This is a genomic window from Pseudomonas sp. PB120 (assembly GCF_009761815.1).
Classification (GTDB): Bacteria; Pseudomonadota; Gammaproteobacteria; order Pseudomonadales; family Pseudomonadaceae; genus Aquipseudomonas.
Genome location: NZ_RWIN01000051.1, coordinates 64,526 through 85,105 on the forward strand (window position 1 = coordinate 64,526; position 20,580 = coordinate 85,105).

A 20,580-nucleotide genomic window follows, 5' to 3' on the forward strand; every position below is an offset into this window, starting at 1 on the left:
TAAATTCCTCGTGAAAGTTTAAAAGGCTTTCGTTATTTGCACGATCAGGCCAATTCGCGTCTTAGTTGTGTGGCACTGCCTAACCAGGCGGAGCCGAACATCGCGCGTTTGAGATAAAGGTGAAGGTCGGCTTCCCAGGTGTAACCAAAGCCACCATGCAATTCGATGGTGCGTCTGGCGGTGCGCAGATAGGCGTCGCTCAGATGCGCCTTGGCCAATGCGGCATGACGGCTGAAGCCGGGGTCCTGGTTGGCTGTCGTTTGTGCGGCATGCCAGCACAATGGTCGATTGGGTTCGCCTTCGAGGGCGATGTCGGCAATCTGATGTTTGACCGCCTGGAACTGGCCGATCTGAACGCCAAACTGCTCGCGAACTTGCGCGTACTCAACCGCCAACTCGACACAGCGAATGGTCCCGCCGCAGGCATCTGCAGCCACAAGCGCGCGGCCAGCGGCCAGCAGGCCCGCGGCGTGTTCGATACCACCGGGTAACGGCTCGACCTGCGCTTGATCAATATCGATCTCCGCGAGAAAAGCGGCGGGATCAATGCATGGGGTGTCTCGGCGGATGACACCGTCGGTATCGGGTGTCACCAGACCCAGCCCACCACCGGCGGTGCCGACCACAATCAGCGTCGGGGCGTTGTGGCCGGGAACAGGTACAAAGCGCAGGGTGTGTTGGCCAGCGGTTTCAGGATCGGCTTGCCAGCCAGCCGGCTGCCAGGCTGGTGTTTCCGCGTGCAGGGCCACGGTGCCAATCAGCGAACCATCAGCCAGGCCGGGTAGCCATTTCGCCTTCTGTTCAGGGTCGCCGGCGCGGGCAATAGCCAAACAAGCCAGTTGATGGCCGATGAAGGGCAGGGGGGCTGCAGCAGCACCCAGGGTTTCCCCGATCAGTGCCGCATCGAACAGGTCTAGACCGATGCCACCGTACTCTTCGGGCACCAGCAAACCGGCGAAGCCCAACTCCGCAAAACCCTGCCAGAGGTTCGCAAGAGACTCTTGCCATCCATCGCTACGATCAGCGATGCGGTGCAACAAAGCAGAGTTCGCATGGGTGGCGAGAAACTTCTGTGCGGTTTCTTGAAAAGCGAGTTGATCTTCGTTGAGCAGATAATTCATGGCGAGGGCTGCCTTCAAGAAGTCGCGACGTTGTCTCGGGGTAACCCCAGACCGCGTTCGGCAATGACGTTGCGCTGAATGTTGGAGGTGCCGCCAGCGATGGCCATACCCAGTGAGCCCAGGTATTGGTTGAGCCACTTTTCCGGGCCTGCTTCGGCTTCGCGGCCAAAGGGCGACAGCATGAAATCGTTGCCGAGGATGTCTCGGGCGATATCCGCCACCTCGGCAGCAATGCGCGTGACGATCAGCTTGTTCATCAGTGCCACGTTGCCGGGCTCTTGCTTGGCCAGACGTAGCGCGAACTGACGCTGCATGTTGTGAAAGTGCGCGCTGACCATCCCCTCCAATTGAATCAAACGATCGCGTACACGCGGATCATCAATGGCCGGACGCCCATCAAGCTGGCAACGCTGGGCGAGTTCGACGAGTTTGCGATGCAGGGTGACGGAAGTCTCGGCAGCACCCATGAATCCCGAGCGTTCGGCCGACAGGGTGGTCTTGGAAACTTTCCAGCCTTCCCCGCGGGCACCGACAATCCAGGTAGCGGGCGTGCGTGCGCCGTCGAAAAAGACTTCGCTGAACTCTTCACTGCCATTGATCTGTCGCAGCGGGCGGATTGTGATCCCCGGCTGGCGCAAGTCCACCAGCAGGTAGGAAATACCGGCGTGCTTGGATGCTTGAGGCTCGGTGCGAACCAGCATGAACATGAAGTGCGCCTTGTCCGCACCCGAGCTCCAGATCTTTTGCCCGTCGATGATCCATTCGTCACCTTCCAGGCGCGCTCGAGTTCGGATGGACGCCAGATCCGAGCCTGAGTTCGGTTCGCTGTAGCCCTGAGCCCAGCGAATTTCACCGCTCAGGGTCGGCGCAATGAACCGCTCTTTCTGCCAGGGTTCGGCGCAACCGAGCAAGGTGGGCACCAGCATGCCGTAGCCGACACCAGGCACTTCCATAGGGGCCCGAACGCGATTGAACTCTTCCTGGATTATCTGTGCCCGAGCCAGGTCCGGCGCTTGCTCCGATCCTCCATAGGCCTTGGGCACATTGCGGTACAGGTAGCCACGTTCAACAGCTGCTTGTCGAAACAGTCCTTTGTCGGAGGTTTTAGGCTGCCAGTTTGCGCCGAGGAAGTCGGCGACTTCCTGGCGAAAGGCACTTAAGGCCTCGACATTCGCGAAGTGCTCGCTGGCGCTGCTCATTTGTTTTGTTTCCCGGCAGACAACTCCCAATGCCGCGCCATCATTCGTGCTGCGCGAACTTTAAGGTCGGTAGGTGGCTCAGGCAGCACAAGCGCGCCCTGGGTACGAGAAGGCAGGGCCACCACGGCATCGCAAAGCACAGTGTCCTCACCACGCTGGTTAACCATTTTCAGCTTGACGTCCACCAGGAAAAGACCGTTTTCCTCGCGCTTGCCAACGACTTCACCCGAGATGAACTGGGTGTCACCCATGTAGTTGAACTTGCGGATCTCATCGTATTGCTTGTAGACCCAGCCGCCGTCACCCACCCAGTCGGTCAGATAGCGGAACAGGTAATTTTCACGCATGACGCCATAGTCGTACGCCATCGGGTTGCCAATGGCTTTGGCCCAGTCGCTGTCCCAATGCAGGCGCTGAGCGACATCTGGAATACCCTGGGCATTTTTCACGTAGAACGGCGCGATACGCTTGCGGTTTTGATTCCACATACGACCGGTACGCAGCCCGTAAGGCACCCAACCGTAGCCGCCGCCATGGAAGTTCACGACGTCGGTCACGGTCAAAGGACCGCTTGCGCCGCCGGGCAGTGCATCACCGACATTCAGGTCATCAAAGTACAACGGCGTGGCACCGCGGGATGTTTCGGCGCTATAGATCTCGTCGATACGCGCCAGATCTTCGTCGCTGTACTGCGCCGGACTGATGTCTTTGTATTTGCCGGTCTCGCGCGCTTTTTTACGTTCGGTAAGGATTGCCCGATAGCGATACACCGAGACCACTTCACCGCGCTGGTTAACCTTGATCTGGCTGTTGAATCGAGTCACCGAACGCCCGGCGAACTCTGATTGTTTGACCTCAAGACCGTCTTCACCACCAAAGCTATAGAGGGTATCCCCTGGGAAAATGGGCCGGTAGAACGTCCATTCACCACCCGAGATGAACATGTGGATGCCACGGAACAGGCTTTTGGTGTTGGCCTTCAGCTCTGCATTCATCGGGTCACCCAGCATTGGGCGGTTGATAACGCCGGCCATCATCGACGGCGCAATGACCGAGCCCCAACGGGTGCCCGCGGCATATTCAGGGTTGCAGAACAGCGGGTTGTCACTGCCGCAGGCATAGGCGAAAGAGCGAATATTGTCGACTGTGGCGGTGCCAATCTGTTCCTGATCACGGCTGGCCATGTCTACGCCGAGCAACAGGTGGGCGCGTTCGATGTCGTGGTCGGTCAGCTCGTAGGCAGTGGCTTTCTTGAAATCTTCAGTCAGGGCTTGATCGGTCATGATGTCTCCGTGACAAACGAATAATGAGTTAAGGGCTTAGCTGCCGGTGAACTGCGGGTCGCGACGTTCCATGAACGCCTTGACCGCCTCTTTGTGGTCGTTGGTTTGCGCCGAAAGCACGTTCAGCGTGGCTTCCAGATCGAGTGAAGCCGGCAAGGGCATTTCCAGCGCGGCGTTCAGGTTCTGTTTCATGTAGCGTTGAATGATCGGCGAGCCACTCGCCAGGCGTGCAGCGAGGTCTGCGGTGGCTGCTTCCAGGTGATCGTCGGCGACCACCTGGCTCGCCAGGCCTATGCGCAACGCCTCTTCGGCCTTCAGTCGGTCACCAAGAAACATCAGCTCGCGGGTCTTGGCAGTCCCCAACAAGCGAGTGAGGAAATAACTGACGCCGTAGTCACCCGACAGACCCGCCTTGGCAAAACCCGTCATGAAGCTGGCGTTATCCGAGACCACGCGGAAGTCGCAGGCGGCAGCAATAGCCATTCCCACCGAAACGGTTGCACCACGAATCATGGCGATGGTTGGTTTGGGCATTTCGAACAACAAACGGGTGGCGTCCATGTTGCGCCGCAACCAGTCAATACGCGTTGCCAGACTGTCTGGGGCACGCGGGCGTGCCGGCGCTACAGCCGCTTCCGGGCTTTTCTCTGCCGACTTGCCGCCACCCAGGTCTCCACCCGCACAGAACCCTCGGCCCGCTCCGGTGATCACGACAACGCGCGCTTCGGGATTGGCCGCAGCGTCCTTGATGGCATCAGCGAATGCTCGCATCAACGCTGGATTGAATGCATTCAAGCGCTCGGGACGATTGAACGTCAGCGTTAGAACGCCGTTGTCCAGATGGCTCAGTAACACTGATTCAGACATGCGAGGCTCCTGTTCCAGACTGTTCATTGCGCCACCGAGGTGGGGGGAGTTTCGGCTTGCGCATCGAACAGCTGTCGAACTTCGTACTGGCTGATTTTCAGTGACGGAGTGCGAGGCAGCCTGTCGACGGCCTGCCATTTGACGGGCACCTGATAGGCCACCAACTTGTTGCGTGCGAAAGCAACGAGATCTTTTTCGTCCAGGGTGGCACCTGGCTCCAATTCAAAGGCAGCAACGGGTACGGCGCCGAGGCGTTGGTCGGGCATACCAACGATGCATATTTCCTTGATTGCCGGATGCTCGCGCAGGATCTGCTCGACATCGCGGGGCAGTACTTTGAAACCGCCACGAATAATGGCGGAATCGACCCTGCCGCGAATAAAGAGAAAACCGTCGTCGTCTATCTCGGCGAGGTCTGTGGTGCGAACCCACTGTCCCGTCCCTACCTGTGCGGAGCGCACTTCCAGCAGGCCGACGATGTTATTTCCCAACGGCGTACTGGTCTCAGGATCGATGACTCGCAGCTCGCAACCTGGCTGTGGTCGGCCAACCGATCCACGTTTATCAGCGGAATAGCGTTGATGGTCGCGCAAGCTCCAGCCGGCTACGGCACCCGCAAACTCGGTAGCTCCATAGGCATCGAGCAAGGGAATGTCATAGATGGCTTCAAAGGCTTGCTGCAACTCGGGATCAAGCGGTGCGCTTCCGGTGCGTATGGCCAGCAGACTATCGATTGATTCCTTGGGGACTTGTGCATCAAGAATCATGCGAATGGCAGTCGGTGGTAGCGACACCAGTTTAGGGCGATATTTCGATACGGCTCGCGTCCACTCTATGACCGAGAACTTCTCAAGAATGACGATTGAGCGACCGGCGATGATGGCTGCAACGGCTGCATACATGCCGCCAATGTGCACCAGGGGAATGCAAAGCATCGCGGGCGATGTCTTCAGCTCTGCTTTTCCGGATGCGTTTTTCTTATTTTCATAATGGGCAGCATCAAGCAATGAATGCTCGAAATTGGAATAAGGCAGTGCGATGCGCTTGGCAGGACCTGTGGTGCCGCTGGACAACATCATGATGGCGATCCCTGTCTGAGAGGGGGCGCTGATCCGTTCAGGGGCGACAACAATCTCCGGCAAGGCCTGGACCGTCAGTTCGGCTCGGGAGCTAATGCTCAAGGCCAGGCAGCCCTTGTCCGCCACCGCTTGGCGAATCGCAGACGACTCCCAGTCCTGTTCGTCGGCGATGACGGCATCTACCTGCACCGCCGCCAGATCGCTGGCAATTTTATCGGCCGACTGGAAAGGATTGAGGGTTACTACGCATCGGCGGGTAGCCAATACCTGCAACAGCATGGCCACTGCAGCCGGCTGGTTGCGCAACAAGATACCGACCGAAGCCCCTTCACCGAGACCGGCAGTGGCCAGCAGGGTTTCGCCCCGCTGCATGATCGAAGCCACGTCGCCCCAGCTGTACCACCGCTCCTGATACTCCAGGGCAGATTGGTCAGGGGCTAGCGCGAGGACACTGCGAATGCTTGATGCGAGGTCTAACGTCATGGTGGGCTCTCGTCACTGATTTCCATTGCTTGCCGGATTGAGGGCAAGATGTCGCGATGAAATTATCGTATCAATGAGCTGTATGATTAAGCAAATTATTTCTTTTTGATACAGAGTGCATGATTTGCGCCTGGCTCGGATAAGCCCAAGGCCGGCAACGGTTTGGTGGCAGGGAGGGAGCCTTTGGCTGGAGGTTTTGTGAGGGCGGGGTTGGCAAAATCAGAGCGGTGATGGGCGTGACCATATAGACAGCCAAAAAAACGCATGCAATGATAATCAGCATAATGATTTATAGTTTTATTCGTTCAATCCTGTTGAGCGGGCGCTGTGAGACGGCGTGGTAAATCGTCGTTATATAAGGTGCTCGATCCGTACTGCTATAAGCGATGGAGGTTTCACCCATGCCAGGCCATTTCATCTTCAGTGCGGACTCGCACGTACGTGAACCGAACGATCTCTTTCGTGATGGTTTGCCAGCATCTCTGCGTCAGCACGCTATTCATGCTGTGCGTGAAGGCGAAACCCTTATCACCCGCACCGATGAGGAAGTGATCTTCAAGATGCGACTTAACGTAGTGGACCTGGAAGGGGTCAAGCGCGTCGGGTTGCACGATCTCAATGGCCGTATCCTGGATATGGAAAAAGACGGAATCGACGCTGAAATCTGTTTCCCGAGCCTGGGTTTATGGGCTTATGCCATCAAGAATATTGACGCTGAATATGCGACGGCGCAGGTGTACAACGACTGGAACAATGGGTTCTTCGCCGGCCATCTGGATCGTTTCGTACGGTGTGCGATTCTGCCGATTCGTGATCTGCGCCACACCGTTGAAGAGCTCAAGCGCGTTGCGCGTCTGGGCTTTACCGCCGCCATGCTGCCTTCTGTTACGCCGACGGGCGTTCCTCGCTACAACGACCCGGCATGGGATCCTGTATTCCGTGAAGCCGGTGCCTTGGGTGTGGTTATTGTGATGCACACGGGGACCGGGCTTGAGACGGTGATCCATGAGCGCGGCCCTGGTGCTGCCGTGGTGAACTACACCCGACAAATGAACGACGGTATTGATGCCGTGACCTACCTGGTTTCGGGTGGGGTGCTGGATCGCAACCCTCAGTGTCAGGTCGCGATCATCGAGTGCGGTGCCAGTTGGTTGGGGGCGCTGGCCGAGCGTATGGACGAGGTTTATCACGCACACGCTGCTTTTGTTCAACCGAAGTTGTCGGTCAAGCCGAGCGAAGTCATTCGTCGGCAGATCAAGGCTTCCTTCCAGCATGACCGCGCCTGTATCGCCGCGCGTGCCGTCACCGGGCATGAAGCTTTGATGTGGGCCTCGGACTACCCGCATGCCGAAGGCACTTTCCCGCATTCGCGTGAGATCGTCGCCAGCCTGTTCGACGGGATAGAGATCAGTGAAAAGGAAAAAGCCGATATTCTGGGCGGCAACGCAGCCCGACTGTTCCGCTTGCCGCGCCCGGAGTTTCAGTAACGCGTCCGAGCGTTGTTGACAGCAGCACAACAATAATAAGGACTTGCCATGAGCAGACTAGATGACGACAGGTTCTTCGACCCGGTGATCGAAACGATGCCGCGCGAAGAAATCGAGCAACTGCAGGAGGCCCGCATTCTGCAATTGTTACCTTACGCCTATAGCCAGTCGGCGCTGGTGCGCGAGGTGTGGGATGCGGCCGGCGTCAAGCCCGAAGACATCCGCTCCCTGGCCGATTTTCGAGAGAAAGTGCCCTTTATCGACAAGGACACCATCCGCAGTTTTCGTGACCGTCACGGCGACCCCTACGGTGGATTGGCCTGTGTAGGTCCACCCCATCTGCGTGGAGTCGGTTTCACTTCCGGGACAACCGGCGACCCAACGCCATTGCCGCGCTCGGACTACCACGTTGCGCTTGCAGGTCTCAAGCGAGAACTCTGGCACATGGGTGTGCGCCCTACGGATTATTTCACCTATGCCCTGTTTACTTTCCGCGAAGGCCTGAACACTGATAAGTGGCTGGACTCGGGCATGCGCCCGATTGCAATCCAACACTTGCCGGATCAGATGCCACATTTGGTTCAGGTTTCCCGGCAGTTCCGGCCCAAGGCACTCTTCATGCTTTCAACGCCCTTGATCATGGCGCTGGAGCAGTATCAAAAGAACACCGGCGATGATCTGAGCGAGGCTTTTTCTTCGTACGGTGGTGCCGTGTTCGGCGGTGAACCGATGAGCCCGCATTTCCGTCAGGTTGTCGAGTCGTGGGGGCTTGAGATCTTCGAACTCAGTTCGCTGGGCGACATCACCACCACCATGGACTGCAAGGCCCATGACGGCATGCATACCTGGGAAGACCTGGCGATGATCGAGCATCTGGATCCGTCCGGCTCGGCCCCAGTGGCTGACGGCGAACGGGGAGAGTTGGTGGTCACAGCATTGCTGGACGATGTAGCTCCGCTGATCCGTTATCGCACTGATGACCTGGTGCAGTTCACTCGAAAACCTTGTACCTGCGGACGTACTCACGGACGTTTGAAACCGATTGGACGCAAGGGCGACGAGATGCTGATCCAGGGGCGCTCGATTCTGCCGATGGATATTTTCCCGTTGATGGAACAGTTTCCAGAAACCTGTACGGGCTTGTTCCAGATGGTGCGTCCGCAGCGCGAGATGGACGTCCTGACGTTGCGTGTCGGGTATGACGAAAGTGCATTGACCGATGGTGTCGAGGCGTTGGGCGCGAGAATTGCCGACACGTTGTCGTCAACCCTGCAGGTGCAGGTCAATGTCGAGCTGGTCAGCAATGATTCGCTGCTGAAAAACGGTCCGCCAAACAAGATCCCTCGGGTGGTGAAATCATGAACAGTGAACAACCGTCGTTTACCGTAGCTCCCATGGCTGTCGGTCGTTACCGGGATGCGGCTGGCGTACGCCAGGCATTGGCTTATTCGGCACTTGAAACCGAGCGTTCGACTCGCGCCATGAGCAGGATTCTCGGTACGTTCCACTTCCGTACCGGTGAGAATCTGATGGTGACCGCCTTGATTGACGAGTCAGTTCAGGCGCTCGGCATGGAACGGTCGATCATGCAGTACAACATGGTTGCGGTGTCCGCTGACTCATCGCTCTACGATGCCAAGCGAGTGGAATCGATTATCCGTCGTTTCAAACTGGTGGGGGCGTTTGGCATTACTCAGGCAACGCTGACCGGACTGCAAGGACTTGGCCATGACCCGGAACAACTCTTCCAGGGCATGGTGATCTGGGCCTGGCCTGGGGCTTATGAAGCCCTGGTTGGCAAGCCGGGCCTTAATGTTTATCGCTGTCTGGAGCTAGGGCCGGCAGTCGCCGTTGAGTGCAATGCCGGTGCCGGGGCGCATATTGATCGCTTCGAATGGCAAGTCGAGGAGCAGGACGGTGAAGTGACCCTGAGTAGCCGACTGGAGCGCTGTGAGGTGTTCCATCACTATCGAACGGGCATCAAAGGAAAGGTTGTTCATAGCGTATGCCGTTGTGGGAATCCTGACCCACGTATCGTTCCGGTTTGAAGGAGGGTCGATTTCATGTCACAGCAGTTAACGTCACTGGCCTCTTTCACGCAGATTCGTCAGCACGGTCTCGCCGATGTACTGAGTGAACATCGCCGCTCTCGGCCACTGCTAGACGCCGTGGTGGATGGCGATCTGCGCTTGACCTGGCCGCAACTCGATGCCCGGGTCAATCGCTTGGCCAATGCACTTGAGGCCTCAGGGCTGGGGCAGGGCAGTCGGGTGCTGTGGCTCGGGCAGAACTCGTTCAGGGTGCTTGAGTGCCTGCTGGCCGCCGCGCGTATCGGGGCTGTTTTTTGTCCGGCCAACTGGCGCCAGAGTGAGCATGAGCTGGCGTTTGTGATCGATGATTTCACCCCGGGAGTTGTCTTCTGGCAGGACGCGGAAGTTGGAGAAACGGTGAAGGGTGCCCGACGACTTTGCCAGCATGATTGTAAGTGGGTGCAATCTGATCTGGGAGGTTTCGACGGTTATGAGGACTGGCTGGCGGGGTTCCCCGAGCACCGTGAAGCGTCGCGAATTGATGAGCAACTTCCGGTGCTCGCGATTTACACGGCCGCTTTCGCAGGCAATCCAAACGCCGCATTGCTCAGTCACTCCACGATCCTCTATCAAGGCCTGATGGTGGCTTACGCTGAAAGCGTCAGCGAGTCTTCGGTGTTCCTCAATTCGGGACCACTGTTTCATTTGGGCACACTGGTCACCACGCTCTCCACCTTTATGTTCGGTGGCAAGAATGTGTTCATTCCCCGGGTCGACGCCGAACAAATGCTGGCATTGATCGAAAACGAAGGGGTCACTCATGCCTTCGTCGCCCAGCCGACGATTGAACAGATACGCAAGATCAACGCCGAAGGTCAGTACGACACATCCAGTCTGTGGAGCTCGCCATTGGCGCCGGAGTGGACCAACCCTCTGGTCATGCCAATGTCGGCCCCCCTCAATCGCAAGCCAGTGCTTTACGGCCAGACCGAGATCATGGGGTTTGCAGTCATGGGCTGGTTAGGCGGCGAAGGCGCGGGGCGACCATCGCCACTGGTGCAGGTACGCATCGTCGACGACGAGGGTCATGAGGTGCCTGCCGGGGAAGCTGGCGAAATTGAAGTGCGCGGCTTGCAGGTCATGAACGGGTACTTCAATCGACTTGAGGAGAATGATCAGCGTACTTGGGATGGTTGGTATCGCACCCGCGACTTGGGCAAGCGATTGCCAGACGGTTCTGTGACGTTCGTCGGCCCGAAAACCACCATGATCAAGTCGGGGGTAGAGAATATCTATCCAGCGGAAATCGAAGGTTGTCTGCGGCTATTGCCACAGGTTCAGGAAGCCTGCGTGATTGGTGTCCCGGATCCAACCTGGTCGCAAAACGTGAAGGCGATTGTGGTACTGCGACCTGGACAAACCCTCGCTGAGGCTGCGTTGGTCGATCACTGTCGGCAACGTCTGGCCTCCTATAAAAAACCTAAGCAGGTGGAGTTTGTTGAGGCCTTGCCCAAAGGTCGAGACGGGCAGATCGATAGAGGGGCGGTAGATCGCATGTACGGTGGTGGAGGCTATCCGTCCATAGGTTAAGGTTTTTCACACGCGCATTTTGACGCGCACGCATCGTTGGTCGCACAACGGTGGGTGCGCGTTTTTTTTTGCCCTCAACCAGGTAGCGCGTTCCGTCCTGCAGCTGTTTCTAGCTTGAAAAGCGACTGCAAAACCCTCGCAACTATTCCGGCCCTAAAAAAACCTATCGGTATTTTCAGATTAATCATATTGACGATTAATCACATACAGGATTAGTATGATTGCTATGTTAATTGAGTGGCGAACTGATACTGAAAATCGTCCCTCAGTGGTGCATGAGGCTGGGGATAGCCTGGAAGATATCGATGCTCGACATGAAGAAAAACACTCCGCATAACAAATTCAAAAAAGGTTTGGAGGTTCAAATGTTTGAAGGCAGGTTTTTGCGTGGAAGTCGTTGCAGCCGCGTTTCGATGCATGCAATTGGAGTCTGTCTCGCGGCGGGTGTCGTTCTGCCGGCGGGGGCTATGGAAATCGATACAGGCATCGAAGGTTTTACTGGCCGTTTCGATAACACCCTGCGTTACAACCTTGGAACGCGCATCGATGGTCGTGACAGGCGAATTGGTAATAACGCCAACTCGGACGAGGGCGATTACAAGTTCGATAAGGGGGATATAGTCACCAATCGCCTTGACCTGCTTTCCGAGTTGGAGCTGGACTGGCAAGAAAAGGTTGGGATGAGGTTGTCTGGTTCGGCGTGGTATGACCAGGCCTATGACGATGACGACGTCAAGAAAAACCCCGCTATTGCCGGGCCGACCAGTTACGATAACAACAAATACTCCAACTATACAAAACGCTACTACAACGGCCTTTCCGGCGAGATTCTCGATGCGTTTGCCTACACGAATTTTACCGTTGCGGAACGTCCGGTAAACGTGAAGGCGGGCCGTCACGTTGTGTACTGGGGTACCTCCATTTTCTCCCAGGCAGGCATTTCCTATAGCCAGCACCCGATTGACGGTCAGAAGAGTGCGGCTTCACCGGGTATCGAAACCCGCGAAACATTCATGCCGCTCACTCAGATCTCCATGCAAAGTCAGGTGACTGATACGCTCTCGCTGGCGGCTCAGTATTACCTTGATTGGGATCATATTCGCGTTCCACAAGGTGGCACCTTCCTCGGTTCCACGGACTTCCTGATGGAAGGTCCGGATCGCTTTGGCGGGAATACCCCGCTGGCAAATTTCCGTGCTGATGACCCGCTGGGACCCAACCACAAATCGGGTAACTGGGGGGTGGCGGCGAAACTGACTGTTCCGCAACTCAATGCCACGACCTTCGGTCTCTACTACCGGGAGTTCGATGAGAAAAACGGTTTCTGGGTGTTCCGCGAGCCGGAAAATCCGACCCAGTTTCGCGCAGTATTCCCTCGTGACACCAAGCTGATTGGTTTGAGTATGGACACTAGCATCGGTCCGTACGCTGTTGGTGCGGAACTGATGACCCGGCGTAATGCAGGTTTGAGTTCGGTGGGCTTGAGTACCGCCAATGAGGGGGCCCGAGGCAATACCTGGCACGCGCTGGTCAACACCATTTTCTCGCTGCCCAACACGCCTCTGTATGACACTGCCACAATGGTCGCGGAAGTGTCGTACGACTACCTTGAAAAAGTCACTGACAACGAAGCGTTGTTCAATAGCGAAGACAACAGCCGAGTCTGTCCGTTAGGCAAGGATTCAGGCTGTGCGACCCGCGATGCGGTAGGTTTCAATATATCGCTTACGCCGCAGTACTTGCAGGTATTCCCTGGTGTAGATCTATCGGTGCCAATGACGCTGGGTGGCGGTATCCGTGGTAACACGGCTGACTTTGGCGGTACCAGTGAAGATCTTTATACCTATTCGGCTGGCTTGCAAGCGGACTTCCGCAAGCAAATGACGGCGTCTTTGATTTTCGCCGATTCCTCTGCCGAAATCCGACGCAACGGGTCGACCTACTATGGTGCCGGCACATGGCAAACCACTGACCGTGGCCGGGTAACATTGACCCTCAAAACCACGTTCTGACAGTAGTTTCACTCGGCAAAGTGATGCCCCGGCGTATCAAGTTCTATTCGATCAACGAAGCCTTTGCCTGGCTTCGTAGTGAACTTGGACGTTGGGGCATTCCCTTGACCAGAAAAGACCTTTTGCCTGCGTAGTGTTGCCTTTGATGGCGATAACGTCAGTCTCGATTGCATTACATTGCTGACGACCGGATTCCTATACGAAGCATCGGTCTCATTCGTTCGTGCAATTGCACCACTCACCCCCCCAATTCTCACGCCTACGATTTACCGTTCGCCCGAACGCCCTTTCAGCGAGGAGAGTGAAATGGTTGAAACCGCCAAGGCAATATTTCTCGCCCGTACACTTGGTCCGTCCGGCCATGCCCCCTTACGTCGATCGGCCTCTGTCAGGCGCACATCATCTATTGACGTACTCTGGCCAGGCGGTTACGGAAGCGCCGGGCATTTCTGTGGGATTGCCCGAGACATCTATAGTGACAGGCCAGATAGCGCACCGCGTACCCTGACTTTGCAGCGCTTCGAGGCAGTGGTGAGTCGGGAGCGCGAGATCACTCGACTGAGCACCGTGCCAGCCCGGCCGGCGAGCGCTTCACTGGTTGGGCTCAATGCCGGCAGCCAATTGCGTAAAGCCCTCGAAAGTGCACTGGCTGAGGATCTGGCCAACAGTGCCCCTCTATACCTGCTGCTCGACGACTTGGCGGGCGCAAGTCTGGTGGCCAATTGGGCATGGTCGCGTTGGGAAGATGGCTGGCTGAGCCAATTCATACCGAGTTCCGATGCCTTGGCGCTGGAGCAGCGCCGTAGTCGCATGACCGGTGTTTGCACTGGTTTTGCCGAGGGCTCCTCGGCCATTTTGGATATTCGCGGTGAGTTGCATGATGCCAGGTCGGTCCCGGCGCTTGTGCACCCGGATGACCCGGCGGGCTGGCACAAGCTGCCGGCGAGCAACGGCGTGAACATGCGCCGTGCGCGTCGTATCGATGTGTGGCGTGAAGATGACCGTCTACAGATCGAGGCCATGTTTCAGGACAGTGCCAGTAGCCCCGGCGGTGAGCGTATGGCTGTGCATGAGTATGGCCTGCAAGCCACTGCCGATGCCCACAGCGGAGAGATTCTGAGCCTGGTGGCGCAGCCAAGAGTCCTGCCATACCAGGAATGCCCAGCGGCGGCTGGCAATGTCGCACGCCTGATCGGCCTGCCGCTGGCCGGGTTGCGCCAACAAGTGCTGGTGACGCTGCGACGGGAACTGGGGTGTACCCATCTCAATGATGCCTTGCGAGCACTGGCTGAGGTTCCTGCGCTGGCCGCGTACATCGAGTCTCGATGACGGGTAGCCGGTAGAGTTAGTTATTCTTCAGCGCTAGCTTGACTACGCTCGTCACCCACTCAATCAATGTGCACGAATCCAGCGCAAGTGAGGTTCAACGACCATCGCCTGGAGCTCAATCCGGGTCGACTCCGGAGTCACGACCCGAAATCCAATCAATGCGCAGATCAAAGTCGCCATCCCGAAGCCGCAAACTGCGCATTCAAACCCCTGTGCAATTTCATTTCCTTTCCAGGCGATCAACTGTCCGACAAGAGAGGGAACGAGCATGCCGGCAGAAGTCTGCAGAGCATTATGGATTGCCAGCATTGAACCTCGTTGCTGTACGGGAGTGAAATGCGAGGTGATGGTCATGCTGAAGCTGGGCAACACATTGACCAAGGCTGTTCCAAGGCCCATCAGTGCCGTGATCAGCACGGGTTGATCAGTTGAAATGCCGATCAGTGCGAAAAGCAGTCCGCCCAAGGCGCTGCACATCAATGGAGGGGCGACCATTGTCCAGAAAAGGCTTGCGCCGCGTTTTAACGCTTTCTGCGCAAGGCTGGAAACCGTCAGTCCCGTTATCATGGCCAGAACGGTTACCGTCAGCATGTAATAGCCGGCCTGCAGGGTGTTCAGGTTCAGGCCTTTTTTGAGGTAGACAACGGTCCAGCTGACACCCAGGGCGCTGGGTACGTAGCAGAAGAAGGCTAGCAACGTAATACAAACAAATGTGCGGTTGAGCAGCAGCGCCTTGTAGGGGATTTTGGTTTCGGCGCCATTCTCGGCACGGTCGCCGTGTAGTTGCTGACTGCCTTCGCGACCAAAGGCCAGCCACAAACAAAGCCAGATCAAACCAGCCACTGCCAGGCAAAAATAGGCCAGGCGCCAACCCAAGTGCTCAATGGCGTATGGAAGGATGGCGGCGCCAATCAATCCACCGAGCATGATCGAACTGTAAATGAGCGACGAGGGCAACATGCGTTCTTTAGGGTTGAACCATTTGAAGCAGGCATGTTGGGTGACTGCCGTTGCAGGCCCTGTGCCGATGCCCAGTAATAGCCGACTGACGACCAGTGCTGAAATGCCGCTGCTGAACGTCACCAGCAGTTGCGCCGCCATCCACACGAGCGACATGCCCGTCAGGATCCAGCGCGTCGGCGCACGGTTGGCAAGGAAGCCGACCAGCACGCCTGACAATGAGTAAAAAAAGAAGAATGAGCTACCGACTAACCCGAACTGTTCAGGCGTTAGCACTAATTCATCGATGATCTGCGCACCCGCGAATGCGAAGATGGTCTTATCCAGTGCACTGATGATCATCACGACCAACAGCAAGGCGATAACAACCTTTCTCCTCTTGATATTTTCCGACATGTTCTTTTCTCTCGATCGAGATACTCGACGGTACAGGGGAGGGTGTTCGGGTTAGACGAGATAGGCTTGAACCAGCCTGGCCCAGTAGCTTGCACCGTAAGGAATGGCCAAATCGTTGAAGTCATACCCAGGGTTGTGTACAGAGCAACCGGTAGGACCGCTGTTGCCATTGCCGAGCGCCACATAGCAGCCGGGAACGCGCTCAAGCATCCATGCAAAGTCTTCGCTGCCCAACCCGCCTTTGCTTGCACCTTTGATGTTGTTCGGACCGACCAGGTCGCTGATCACCTGCCTGGCGAGGGCGGTTTCTGCTTCGCTGTTGAAGAGCGTGGATACCTTGGGGCGGTAGTCGACCTCAACTTGCATGTCGTGAGTCATCGCAACGCCCCGGACAACTTCACCAATACGTTTCTGCAGGAGCGCACGCACTTCAGGCGTTGTCGCGCGCACGCTCAATTGCAAGGTTGCATGAGCAGGAATGACATTAGGCGCTTCCCCGGCATTCACCATGCCCACAGTAATGACCGCAGTTTCAGCGGCGGGTACATTACGAGCCACGATGGTTTGCAAGGCTAAAATGGCTTCGGCAACAGCGACTACGGGGTCCTTGGCCAGATGCGGCATGGCGCCATGACCGCCTTGGCCCAGCAGGCGGATGGTCACCTCATCGGAGGACGCCAGCATCGTGCCGGGCTGGACAACAAAGTACCCGACAGGCAATCCGGGGGCGTTGTGCAAGGCGTAAACCGCGTCGCACGGGAATCGCTCGAACAAACCGTCATTGATCATGCTCAATGCGCCACCCAGCGTCTCTTCCGCCGGTTGGAAAATGAGATTCAGGGTGCCGTTGAAGCATTTGCTTTCTGCCAGATACCTGGCCGCGCACAGGAGAATCGCGGTATGCCCATCGTGGCCGCAAGCGTGCATCTTTCCCGCATGCCTGCTCTGATGCGCCAGGTTGTTGTCTTCCTTGATGGGCAGTGCATCCATGTCCGCGCGTATGCCAATGGCGCGCTTTCCATCACCCAGTTCCAGCACGCCGACAACACCGGTTCCACCGATGCCCTCATGGACTTCGTATCCCCACTGGCGCAGATACCCCGCTACCAGTTTGCTGGTTTCAACTTCTTCAAAACCAAGTTCTGGATGTTGATGGATGTGTTGGCGGATCTGCATGAACTCTGCTTGAAGCGCTTCGATTTCCGGCACAAGACTGGGTAGTGAATGCATGGGGTTCTCGAGGGTTTGTCCGATGAAGTCGAGCATGCCAGAGCGTTTTTCTCTATGAGTAATCGTCTTTGCGTATGCCTATAGCTTTTCTGGTGACCCGCTGATCTTGCGCTAAAGCGGATTGGCGCAAGGGTTACCCTGGAATTCGTAAAGGATGTCCTCTGCCAGAATGTTGGCCGCTTGAGTGAGCAATTCCGCTTCGCGGCTGATGAGCGAAAAAACGAATCCAGGCACTTGTTCGGATACTTCCAACACATCGAGTCTTTCGCTGAGATTGCTCAAGGTCATATGGCGCATCGACCAGAAACTTACCGAGTCTGTGCGTAACGCCAGCTCCAGATACATGACCAGAGAGGAGCAGACCATGACATTTTCGGGAGGGGCGAGTCCGCAGTCACTGAATAGCTTGCTGACAGGTGAGTCCTCGAACGTGTCGGGAAGGATCCACATCAACTCGCGTAGTTCGGCAAGGGAGTTCAAATGCCGTTGAGGATGGCCTTTGCGCACTGCCAGCGCACCGGGTTGCAGATACAGTTCTACCGCTCGAAATCCTTCCAGTTGACGCACTCCACCATGGGAAGTCAGGACCAGGTCAAGGCGTCCTTCGCGTAATCCTTCGATGAGCTTGTTAGGCCTCAACTCTTCAATCTGTATCGAAACCTTTGGGTGGCGAGCACTGAATCGGGCCAGGCAATTGACGAACTGAGAACTCGGGGTGACGGGTGACACCCCAATGGTGATGTGACCGCTCGTTCGGCCTTTGAGTGTTTCGATTTCATCCTTGGCTCGTCTGACCTCTGCAAGAATCAGGCGGGCACGGCTCAGTAGATGTTCTCCATAAACCGTCAGCGTGATTCCTCGATTGGAACGTACCAGGAGATGTACGCCTAGCTCCGACTCGAGGTCCTTGATGCTCCGGGATAAGGATGGTTGGGAGATATGCAGGATTCTCGACGCTTCCTGGATGCTGCCGCTTTCGCAGATCGCAAGCAAGGCGCGCAGTTGATGAAGTTTCATTGCGGCTCCAATGCAGTGGTCACAGGCGCCTGCACGAGGCGTTGTCTGAACGGCGAGCAGGTTAACAACAATGTCTGCCGCTCGGTAACGTTGTTGCGATCGAGGTGGGGGCTGATAGGCCACGATTCAGGGGGAAATTTACCGGAGGCAGGTGTATCGGAACCTAGAAAGTCAGGGTCCGAGAAAGCGCTTGTTTGTACACTTGTGAATAAATAGTTGTCGGCGGATTTTGTTAATCGTTATGATCATTTCAACTATTGGCCTCATTTGAAGTAACAGGTGCCTATCATGAGGATACCTTCCGCCCTCCAGGGCCGCCTGCGCTTGCCAGTCATTGGCGCCCCGATGTTTCTGGTCTCCAGTCCGAAGCTTGTCGCTGCCCAGTGTCGTGCCGGTATCGTGGGTTCCATGCCGGCCCTGAACGCACGCACCAGCGAGCAACTCGACGACTGGCTCGCGGAGCTGACGCATGAGCTTGCCCGGCCGCGCATCGACGATTGGGTGGGTGGTCCGGCACCGTTCGCCATCAACCAGATCGTGGCGCGCAACAATACCCGTCAGGCAGCCGATCTTGCCCTGCTGGTAAAGCACAAGGTGCCAATAGTGATCACCAGCGTCGGATCGCCCGGCGAGGTAGTGGAGGCTGTGCATGGCTACGGCGGGCTGGTGTTCCACGACGTGGTCAGTGTGCGCCATGCGCAAAAAGCTGCCGAAGCCGGTGTCGATGGCATCGTCGCCGTTTGCGCCGGTGCGGGTGGGCATGGCGGCACCATGAACCCCTTTGCGTTGATCAACGACATTCGCAGCTTCTTCTCCGGCACTCTGCTGCTGTCAGGGAGCCTTGGCTCTGGCAAGGACATCCTTGCCGCTCAGGTGATGGGGGCAGACTTGGCGTATATGGGAACCCGGTTTCTCGGCAGCGCCGAATGCGAGATTGACGACCTGTACAAGCAGATGATCCTCGCTTCCAATTCCGACGACATTGTTTACACCGATCTGTTCAGCGGCCTGCGTGGTAATTACCTGAAGAAGAGTATCGCTCGCACCGGACTCGATCCGAATTCGCTGCCGCCCCTGCCAGAGAGTGGGATAGGCACCGGTGGCCATGGCGAATTCAAACTGTGGAAGGACATTTGGGCCGCAGGGCAGGGCGTCGGTGCAATCACTGACATTCCTCCAGTAGATGTCCTGATAGCTCGACTTGAGGACGAATACCGTAGCGCATTGAGTCGTTGCCAGGCACTCGGAGTTCGCCTATGACGACGATGCAGGAGGTGGTTACGCGGGAGGATCACGGCGCCTGTGTCGTGCTGACACTGAACCGCCCCGAGGCGTTGAATTCCGTTACCGATGGACTGTTGGAAGCGCTAGAGCAACACCTCGATGTTATCGAAAAGGATGTCTCGCGAGCATTGGTCATTACCGGGCAGGGCCGTGCGTTTTGCGCCGGCTCCGATCTCAATGAGCGCGATGGCGATCCAGCCGTGCGTATGGCCCGAGTTCATCGTTTGGTCGAGCGACTGGCCACTTTTCCCAAGATCAGCGTGGCCGCACTCAATGGTTTCGCGCTAGGTGGCGGGTTGGAGATTGCCATGGCGTGCACATTCCGGGTGGCTGTAGCGACGGCGAAGCTCGGTCTGCCGGAAATCAAGCTGGGCTTGATTCCGGTCTACGGGGGTACCCAGTTGTTGCCCCGCCTTATCGGTCAGAGTCGAGCGTTGCAGATGATGCTCAGCGGCGAGCCGGTAAGTGCAGAGCACGGTGAGCGCATAGGCCTGGTTGATCGAGTGGTCAGCGACGGCGACGATGTACTTCAGCAAGCGTGTGCTATGGCGCTCGCGCACGGCCAATACAGCCTGCCTGCGCAACAAGCGATTCGCCGAGCTGTTCGCGAGGGTGCGGATCTTCTGCTCAGCGATGCGCTGCGGCTCGAGCGCGAGTTGGGGCAGGTCGTTTCTTCCAGCGAGGATGCCCAGGAAGGCCTCCTGGCGTTCGTGGAAAAGCGCAAACCGGTATTCAAGGATCGCTGACGTGCGATCACGTCAATCGCTTTTGCCCCGATCGTCTGAATGAAACCGACAATCCGGGTTACGCCTACACAAAAAAACGCCGGCGATTGCGCCGGCGTTTTTTTATCTGACTCCAAAAGCTCAATACTGACGTTGCGGTAAATGCACGACGATGCCATCTAACGTCGAATCGAGTTTGATCTGACAGCACAATCGGCTGTTCTCGCGTACGTCCAATGCCCCTTCGAGCACACCCAGTTCGTCGTCAGTTGCAGCGTCGATCCTGGCAAACCAGGCGCTGTCGACATAAGTGTGGCAGGTGGCACAACTGCAGGTCCCACCGCAGTCGCCGAGGATGCCGGGCACCAGGTTTTGAGTGGCGACTTCCATGATGGATTGGCCTTCTCGGCCTTCCACTTCGTGCGCGGTTCCGTTGAATTCGATGTAGGTGATCTTGAGCATGTTGAGTACCGTGAATGACAATGTCA

Annotated in this window: 17 protein-coding genes; 8 read left to right on the plus strand and 9 right to left on the minus strand. The window is 56.9% G+C overall.

The window, feature by feature from the left end; translation table 11 throughout:
• Window positions 1–44 precede the first annotated feature (44 nt).
• The 5 genes from EJA72_RS10865 to EJA72_RS10885 are packed head-to-tail and all read right to left on the minus strand — an operon-like array spanning window position 45 to window position 6,032.
• Complete coding sequence (locus tag EJA72_RS10865) at window positions 45–1,121, minus strand: acyl-CoA dehydrogenase family protein (protein ID WP_157711459.1); 1,077 nt, start codon at window positions 1,119–1,121, stop codon at window positions 45–47.
• Window positions 1,122–1,135: 14 nt separating this feature from the next.
• A complete protein-coding gene (locus tag EJA72_RS10870) occupies window positions 1,136–2,320 on the minus strand; it encodes an acyl-CoA dehydrogenase family protein (protein WP_157711460.1) in 1,185 nt (394 codons plus the stop codon).
• Entirely contained in the window at window positions 2,317–3,603 is a 1,287-nt protein-coding gene (locus EJA72_RS10875; protein WP_157711461.1) for a MaoC family dehydratase N-terminal domain-containing protein, read from the minus strand. The genes EJA72_RS10870 and EJA72_RS10875 overlap by 4 nt, the downstream gene beginning before the upstream one ends.
• A 36-nt stretch (window positions 3,604–3,639) precedes the next feature.
• Window positions 3,640–4,470 (minus strand): enoyl-CoA hydratase, encoded by an 831-nt coding sequence (locus EJA72_RS10880; RefSeq protein WP_157711462.1) that lies wholly within the window; start codon window positions 4,468–4,470, stop codon window positions 3,640–3,642.
• Window positions 4,471–4,493: 23 nt separating this feature from the next.
• On the minus strand, window positions 4,494–6,032 hold the full coding sequence (locus EJA72_RS10885; protein ID WP_157711463.1) for a class I adenylate-forming enzyme family protein: 1,539 nt from the start codon (window positions 6,030–6,032) through the stop codon (window positions 4,494–4,496).
• A 401-nt stretch (window positions 6,033–6,433) separates the two neighbouring features.
• Here EJA72_RS10885 and EJA72_RS10890 point away from each other — a divergent pair, with 401 nt between their 5' ends.
• The 6 genes from EJA72_RS10890 (at window position 6,434) to EJA72_RS29685 (ending at window position 14,480) form a co-directional block, all read left to right on the plus strand.
• Window positions 6,434–7,519: an amidohydrolase family protein gene (locus tag EJA72_RS10890; RefSeq protein WP_157711464.1), complete on the plus strand. Its 1,086-nt coding sequence runs from the start codon at window positions 6,434–6,436 to the stop codon at window positions 7,517–7,519.
• Between the two features lie 48 nt (window positions 7,520–7,567).
• Window positions 7,568–8,881 (plus strand): phenylacetate--CoA ligase family protein, encoded by a 1,314-nt coding sequence (locus EJA72_RS10895; RefSeq protein WP_157711465.1) that lies wholly within the window; start codon window positions 7,568–7,570, stop codon window positions 8,879–8,881.
• Complete coding sequence (locus EJA72_RS10900; protein ID WP_157711466.1) at window positions 8,878–9,567, plus strand: hypothetical protein; 690 nt, start codon at window positions 8,878–8,880, stop codon at window positions 9,565–9,567. The genes EJA72_RS10895 and EJA72_RS10900 overlap by 4 nt, the downstream gene beginning before the upstream one ends.
• Before the next feature lie 15 nt (window positions 9,568–9,582).
• Complete coding sequence (locus EJA72_RS10905) at window positions 9,583–11,139, plus strand: AMP-binding protein (RefSeq protein ID WP_157711467.1); 1,557 nt, start codon at window positions 9,583–9,585, stop codon at window positions 11,137–11,139.
• Window positions 11,140–11,444: 305 nt separating this feature from the next.
• Window positions 11,445–13,151, plus strand: coding sequence for a DUF1302 domain-containing protein (locus EJA72_RS10910; protein ID WP_157711468.1), 1,707 nt, complete (start codon window positions 11,445–11,447; stop codon window positions 13,149–13,151).
• Between the two features lie 531 nt (window positions 13,152–13,682).
• Entirely contained in the window at window positions 13,683–14,480 is a 798-nt protein-coding gene (locus EJA72_RS29685) for a DUF2889 domain-containing protein (RefSeq protein WP_157711469.1), read from the plus strand.
• 63 nt (window positions 14,481–14,543) lie between these two features.
• Here EJA72_RS29685 and EJA72_RS10920 read toward each other — a convergent pair whose 3' ends face one another.
• From EJA72_RS10920 to EJA72_RS10930, 3 genes are all read right to left on the minus strand, one after another.
• Complete coding sequence (locus EJA72_RS10920; RefSeq protein WP_157711470.1) at window positions 14,544–15,836, minus strand: MFS transporter; 1,293 nt, start codon at window positions 15,834–15,836, stop codon at window positions 14,544–14,546.
• 51 nt (window positions 15,837–15,887) lie between these two features.
• Window positions 15,888–17,102 carry a M20 aminoacylase family protein gene (locus EJA72_RS10925; RefSeq protein ID WP_372240698.1) on the minus strand — a complete coding sequence of 405 codons (1,215 nt, stop codon included), beginning with the start codon at window positions 17,100–17,102 and terminating at the stop codon, window positions 15,888–15,890.
• A 75-nt stretch (window positions 17,103–17,177) separates the two neighbouring features.
• Window positions 17,178–18,083, minus strand: a complete 906-nt coding sequence (locus EJA72_RS10930; RefSeq protein WP_157711471.1) for a LysR family transcriptional regulator — start codon at window positions 18,081–18,083, stop codon at window positions 17,178–17,180.
• Window positions 18,084–18,371: 288 nt separating this feature from the next.
• Between EJA72_RS10930 and EJA72_RS10935 the strand changes: the two genes are divergently transcribed.
• Window positions 18,372–19,343, plus strand: coding sequence for a nitronate monooxygenase family protein (locus tag EJA72_RS10935; protein ID WP_157711472.1), 972 nt, complete (start codon window positions 18,372–18,374; stop codon window positions 19,341–19,343).
• Window positions 19,340–20,113, plus strand: a complete 774-nt coding sequence (locus EJA72_RS10940; RefSeq protein WP_218574361.1) for an enoyl-CoA hydratase/isomerase family protein — start codon at window positions 19,340–19,342, stop codon at window positions 20,111–20,113. The genes EJA72_RS10935 and EJA72_RS10940 overlap by 4 nt, the downstream gene beginning before the upstream one ends.
• 120 nt (window positions 20,114–20,233) lie before the next feature.
• Here EJA72_RS10940 and EJA72_RS10945 read toward each other — a convergent pair whose 3' ends face one another.
• A complete protein-coding gene (locus EJA72_RS10945; protein WP_157711473.1) occupies window positions 20,234–20,554 on the minus strand; it encodes a 2Fe-2S iron-sulfur cluster-binding protein in 321 nt (106 codons plus the stop codon).
• Window positions 20,555–20,580 lie beyond the last annotated feature (26 nt).

What these genes read in the sequence shown, in the direction of transcription:
- EJA72_RS10945 (WP_157711473.1), bottom strand. Translation starts at nt 20,554, where the DNA reads ATGCTCAAGATCACCTACATCGAATTCAACGGAACCGCGCACGAAGTG.
- EJA72_RS10905 (WP_157711467.1), top strand. Translation starts at nt 9,583, where the DNA reads ATGTCACAGCAGTTAACGTCACTGGCCTCTTTCACGCAGATTCGTCAG.
- EJA72_RS10875 (WP_157711461.1), bottom strand. Translation starts at nt 3,603, where the DNA reads ATGACCGATCAAGCCCTGACTGAAGATTTCAAGAAAGCCACTGCCTAC.
- EJA72_RS10910 (WP_157711468.1), top strand. Translation starts at nt 11,445, where the DNA reads ATGCTCGACATGAAGAAAAACACTCCGCATAACAAATTCAAAAAAGGT.
- EJA72_RS10890 (WP_157711464.1), top strand. Translation starts at nt 6,434, where the DNA reads ATGCCAGGCCATTTCATCTTCAGTGCGGACTCGCACGTACGTGAACCG.
- EJA72_RS10870 (WP_157711460.1), bottom strand. Translation starts at nt 2,320, where the DNA reads ATGAGCAGCGCCAGCGAGCACTTCGCGAATGTCGAGGCCTTAAGTGCC.
- EJA72_RS10935 (WP_157711472.1), top strand. Translation starts at nt 18,372, where the DNA reads ATGAGGATACCTTCCGCCCTCCAGGGCCGCCTGCGCTTGCCAGTCATT.
- EJA72_RS10885 (WP_157711463.1), bottom strand. Translation starts at nt 6,032, where the DNA reads ATGACGTTAGACCTCGCATCAAGCATTCGCAGTGTCCTCGCGCTAGCC.
- EJA72_RS10940 (WP_218574361.1), top strand. Translation starts at nt 19,340, where the DNA reads ATGACGACGATGCAGGAGGTGGTTACGCGGGAGGATCACGGCGCCTGT.
- EJA72_RS10930 (WP_157711471.1), bottom strand. Translation starts at nt 18,083, where the DNA reads ATGAAACTTCATCAACTGCGCGCCTTGCTTGCGATCTGCGAAAGCGGC.
- EJA72_RS10900 (WP_157711466.1), top strand. Translation starts at nt 8,878, where the DNA reads ATGAACAGTGAACAACCGTCGTTTACCGTAGCTCCCATGGCTGTCGGT.
- EJA72_RS10865 (WP_157711459.1), bottom strand. Translation starts at nt 1,121, where the DNA reads ATGAATTATCTGCTCAACGAAGATCAACTCGCTTTTCAAGAAACCGCA.
- EJA72_RS10925 (WP_372240698.1), bottom strand. Translation starts at nt 17,102, where the DNA reads ATGCTCGACTTCATCGGACAAACCCTCGAGAACCCCATGCATTCACTA.
- EJA72_RS10895 (WP_157711465.1), top strand. Translation starts at nt 7,568, where the DNA reads ATGAGCAGACTAGATGACGACAGGTTCTTCGACCCGGTGATCGAAACG.
- EJA72_RS10880 (WP_157711462.1), bottom strand. Translation starts at nt 4,470, where the DNA reads ATGTCTGAATCAGTGTTACTGAGCCATCTGGACAACGGCGTTCTAACG.
- EJA72_RS10920 (WP_157711470.1), bottom strand. Translation starts at nt 15,836, where the DNA reads ATGTCGGAAAATATCAAGAGGAGAAAGGTTGTTATCGCCTTGCTGTTG.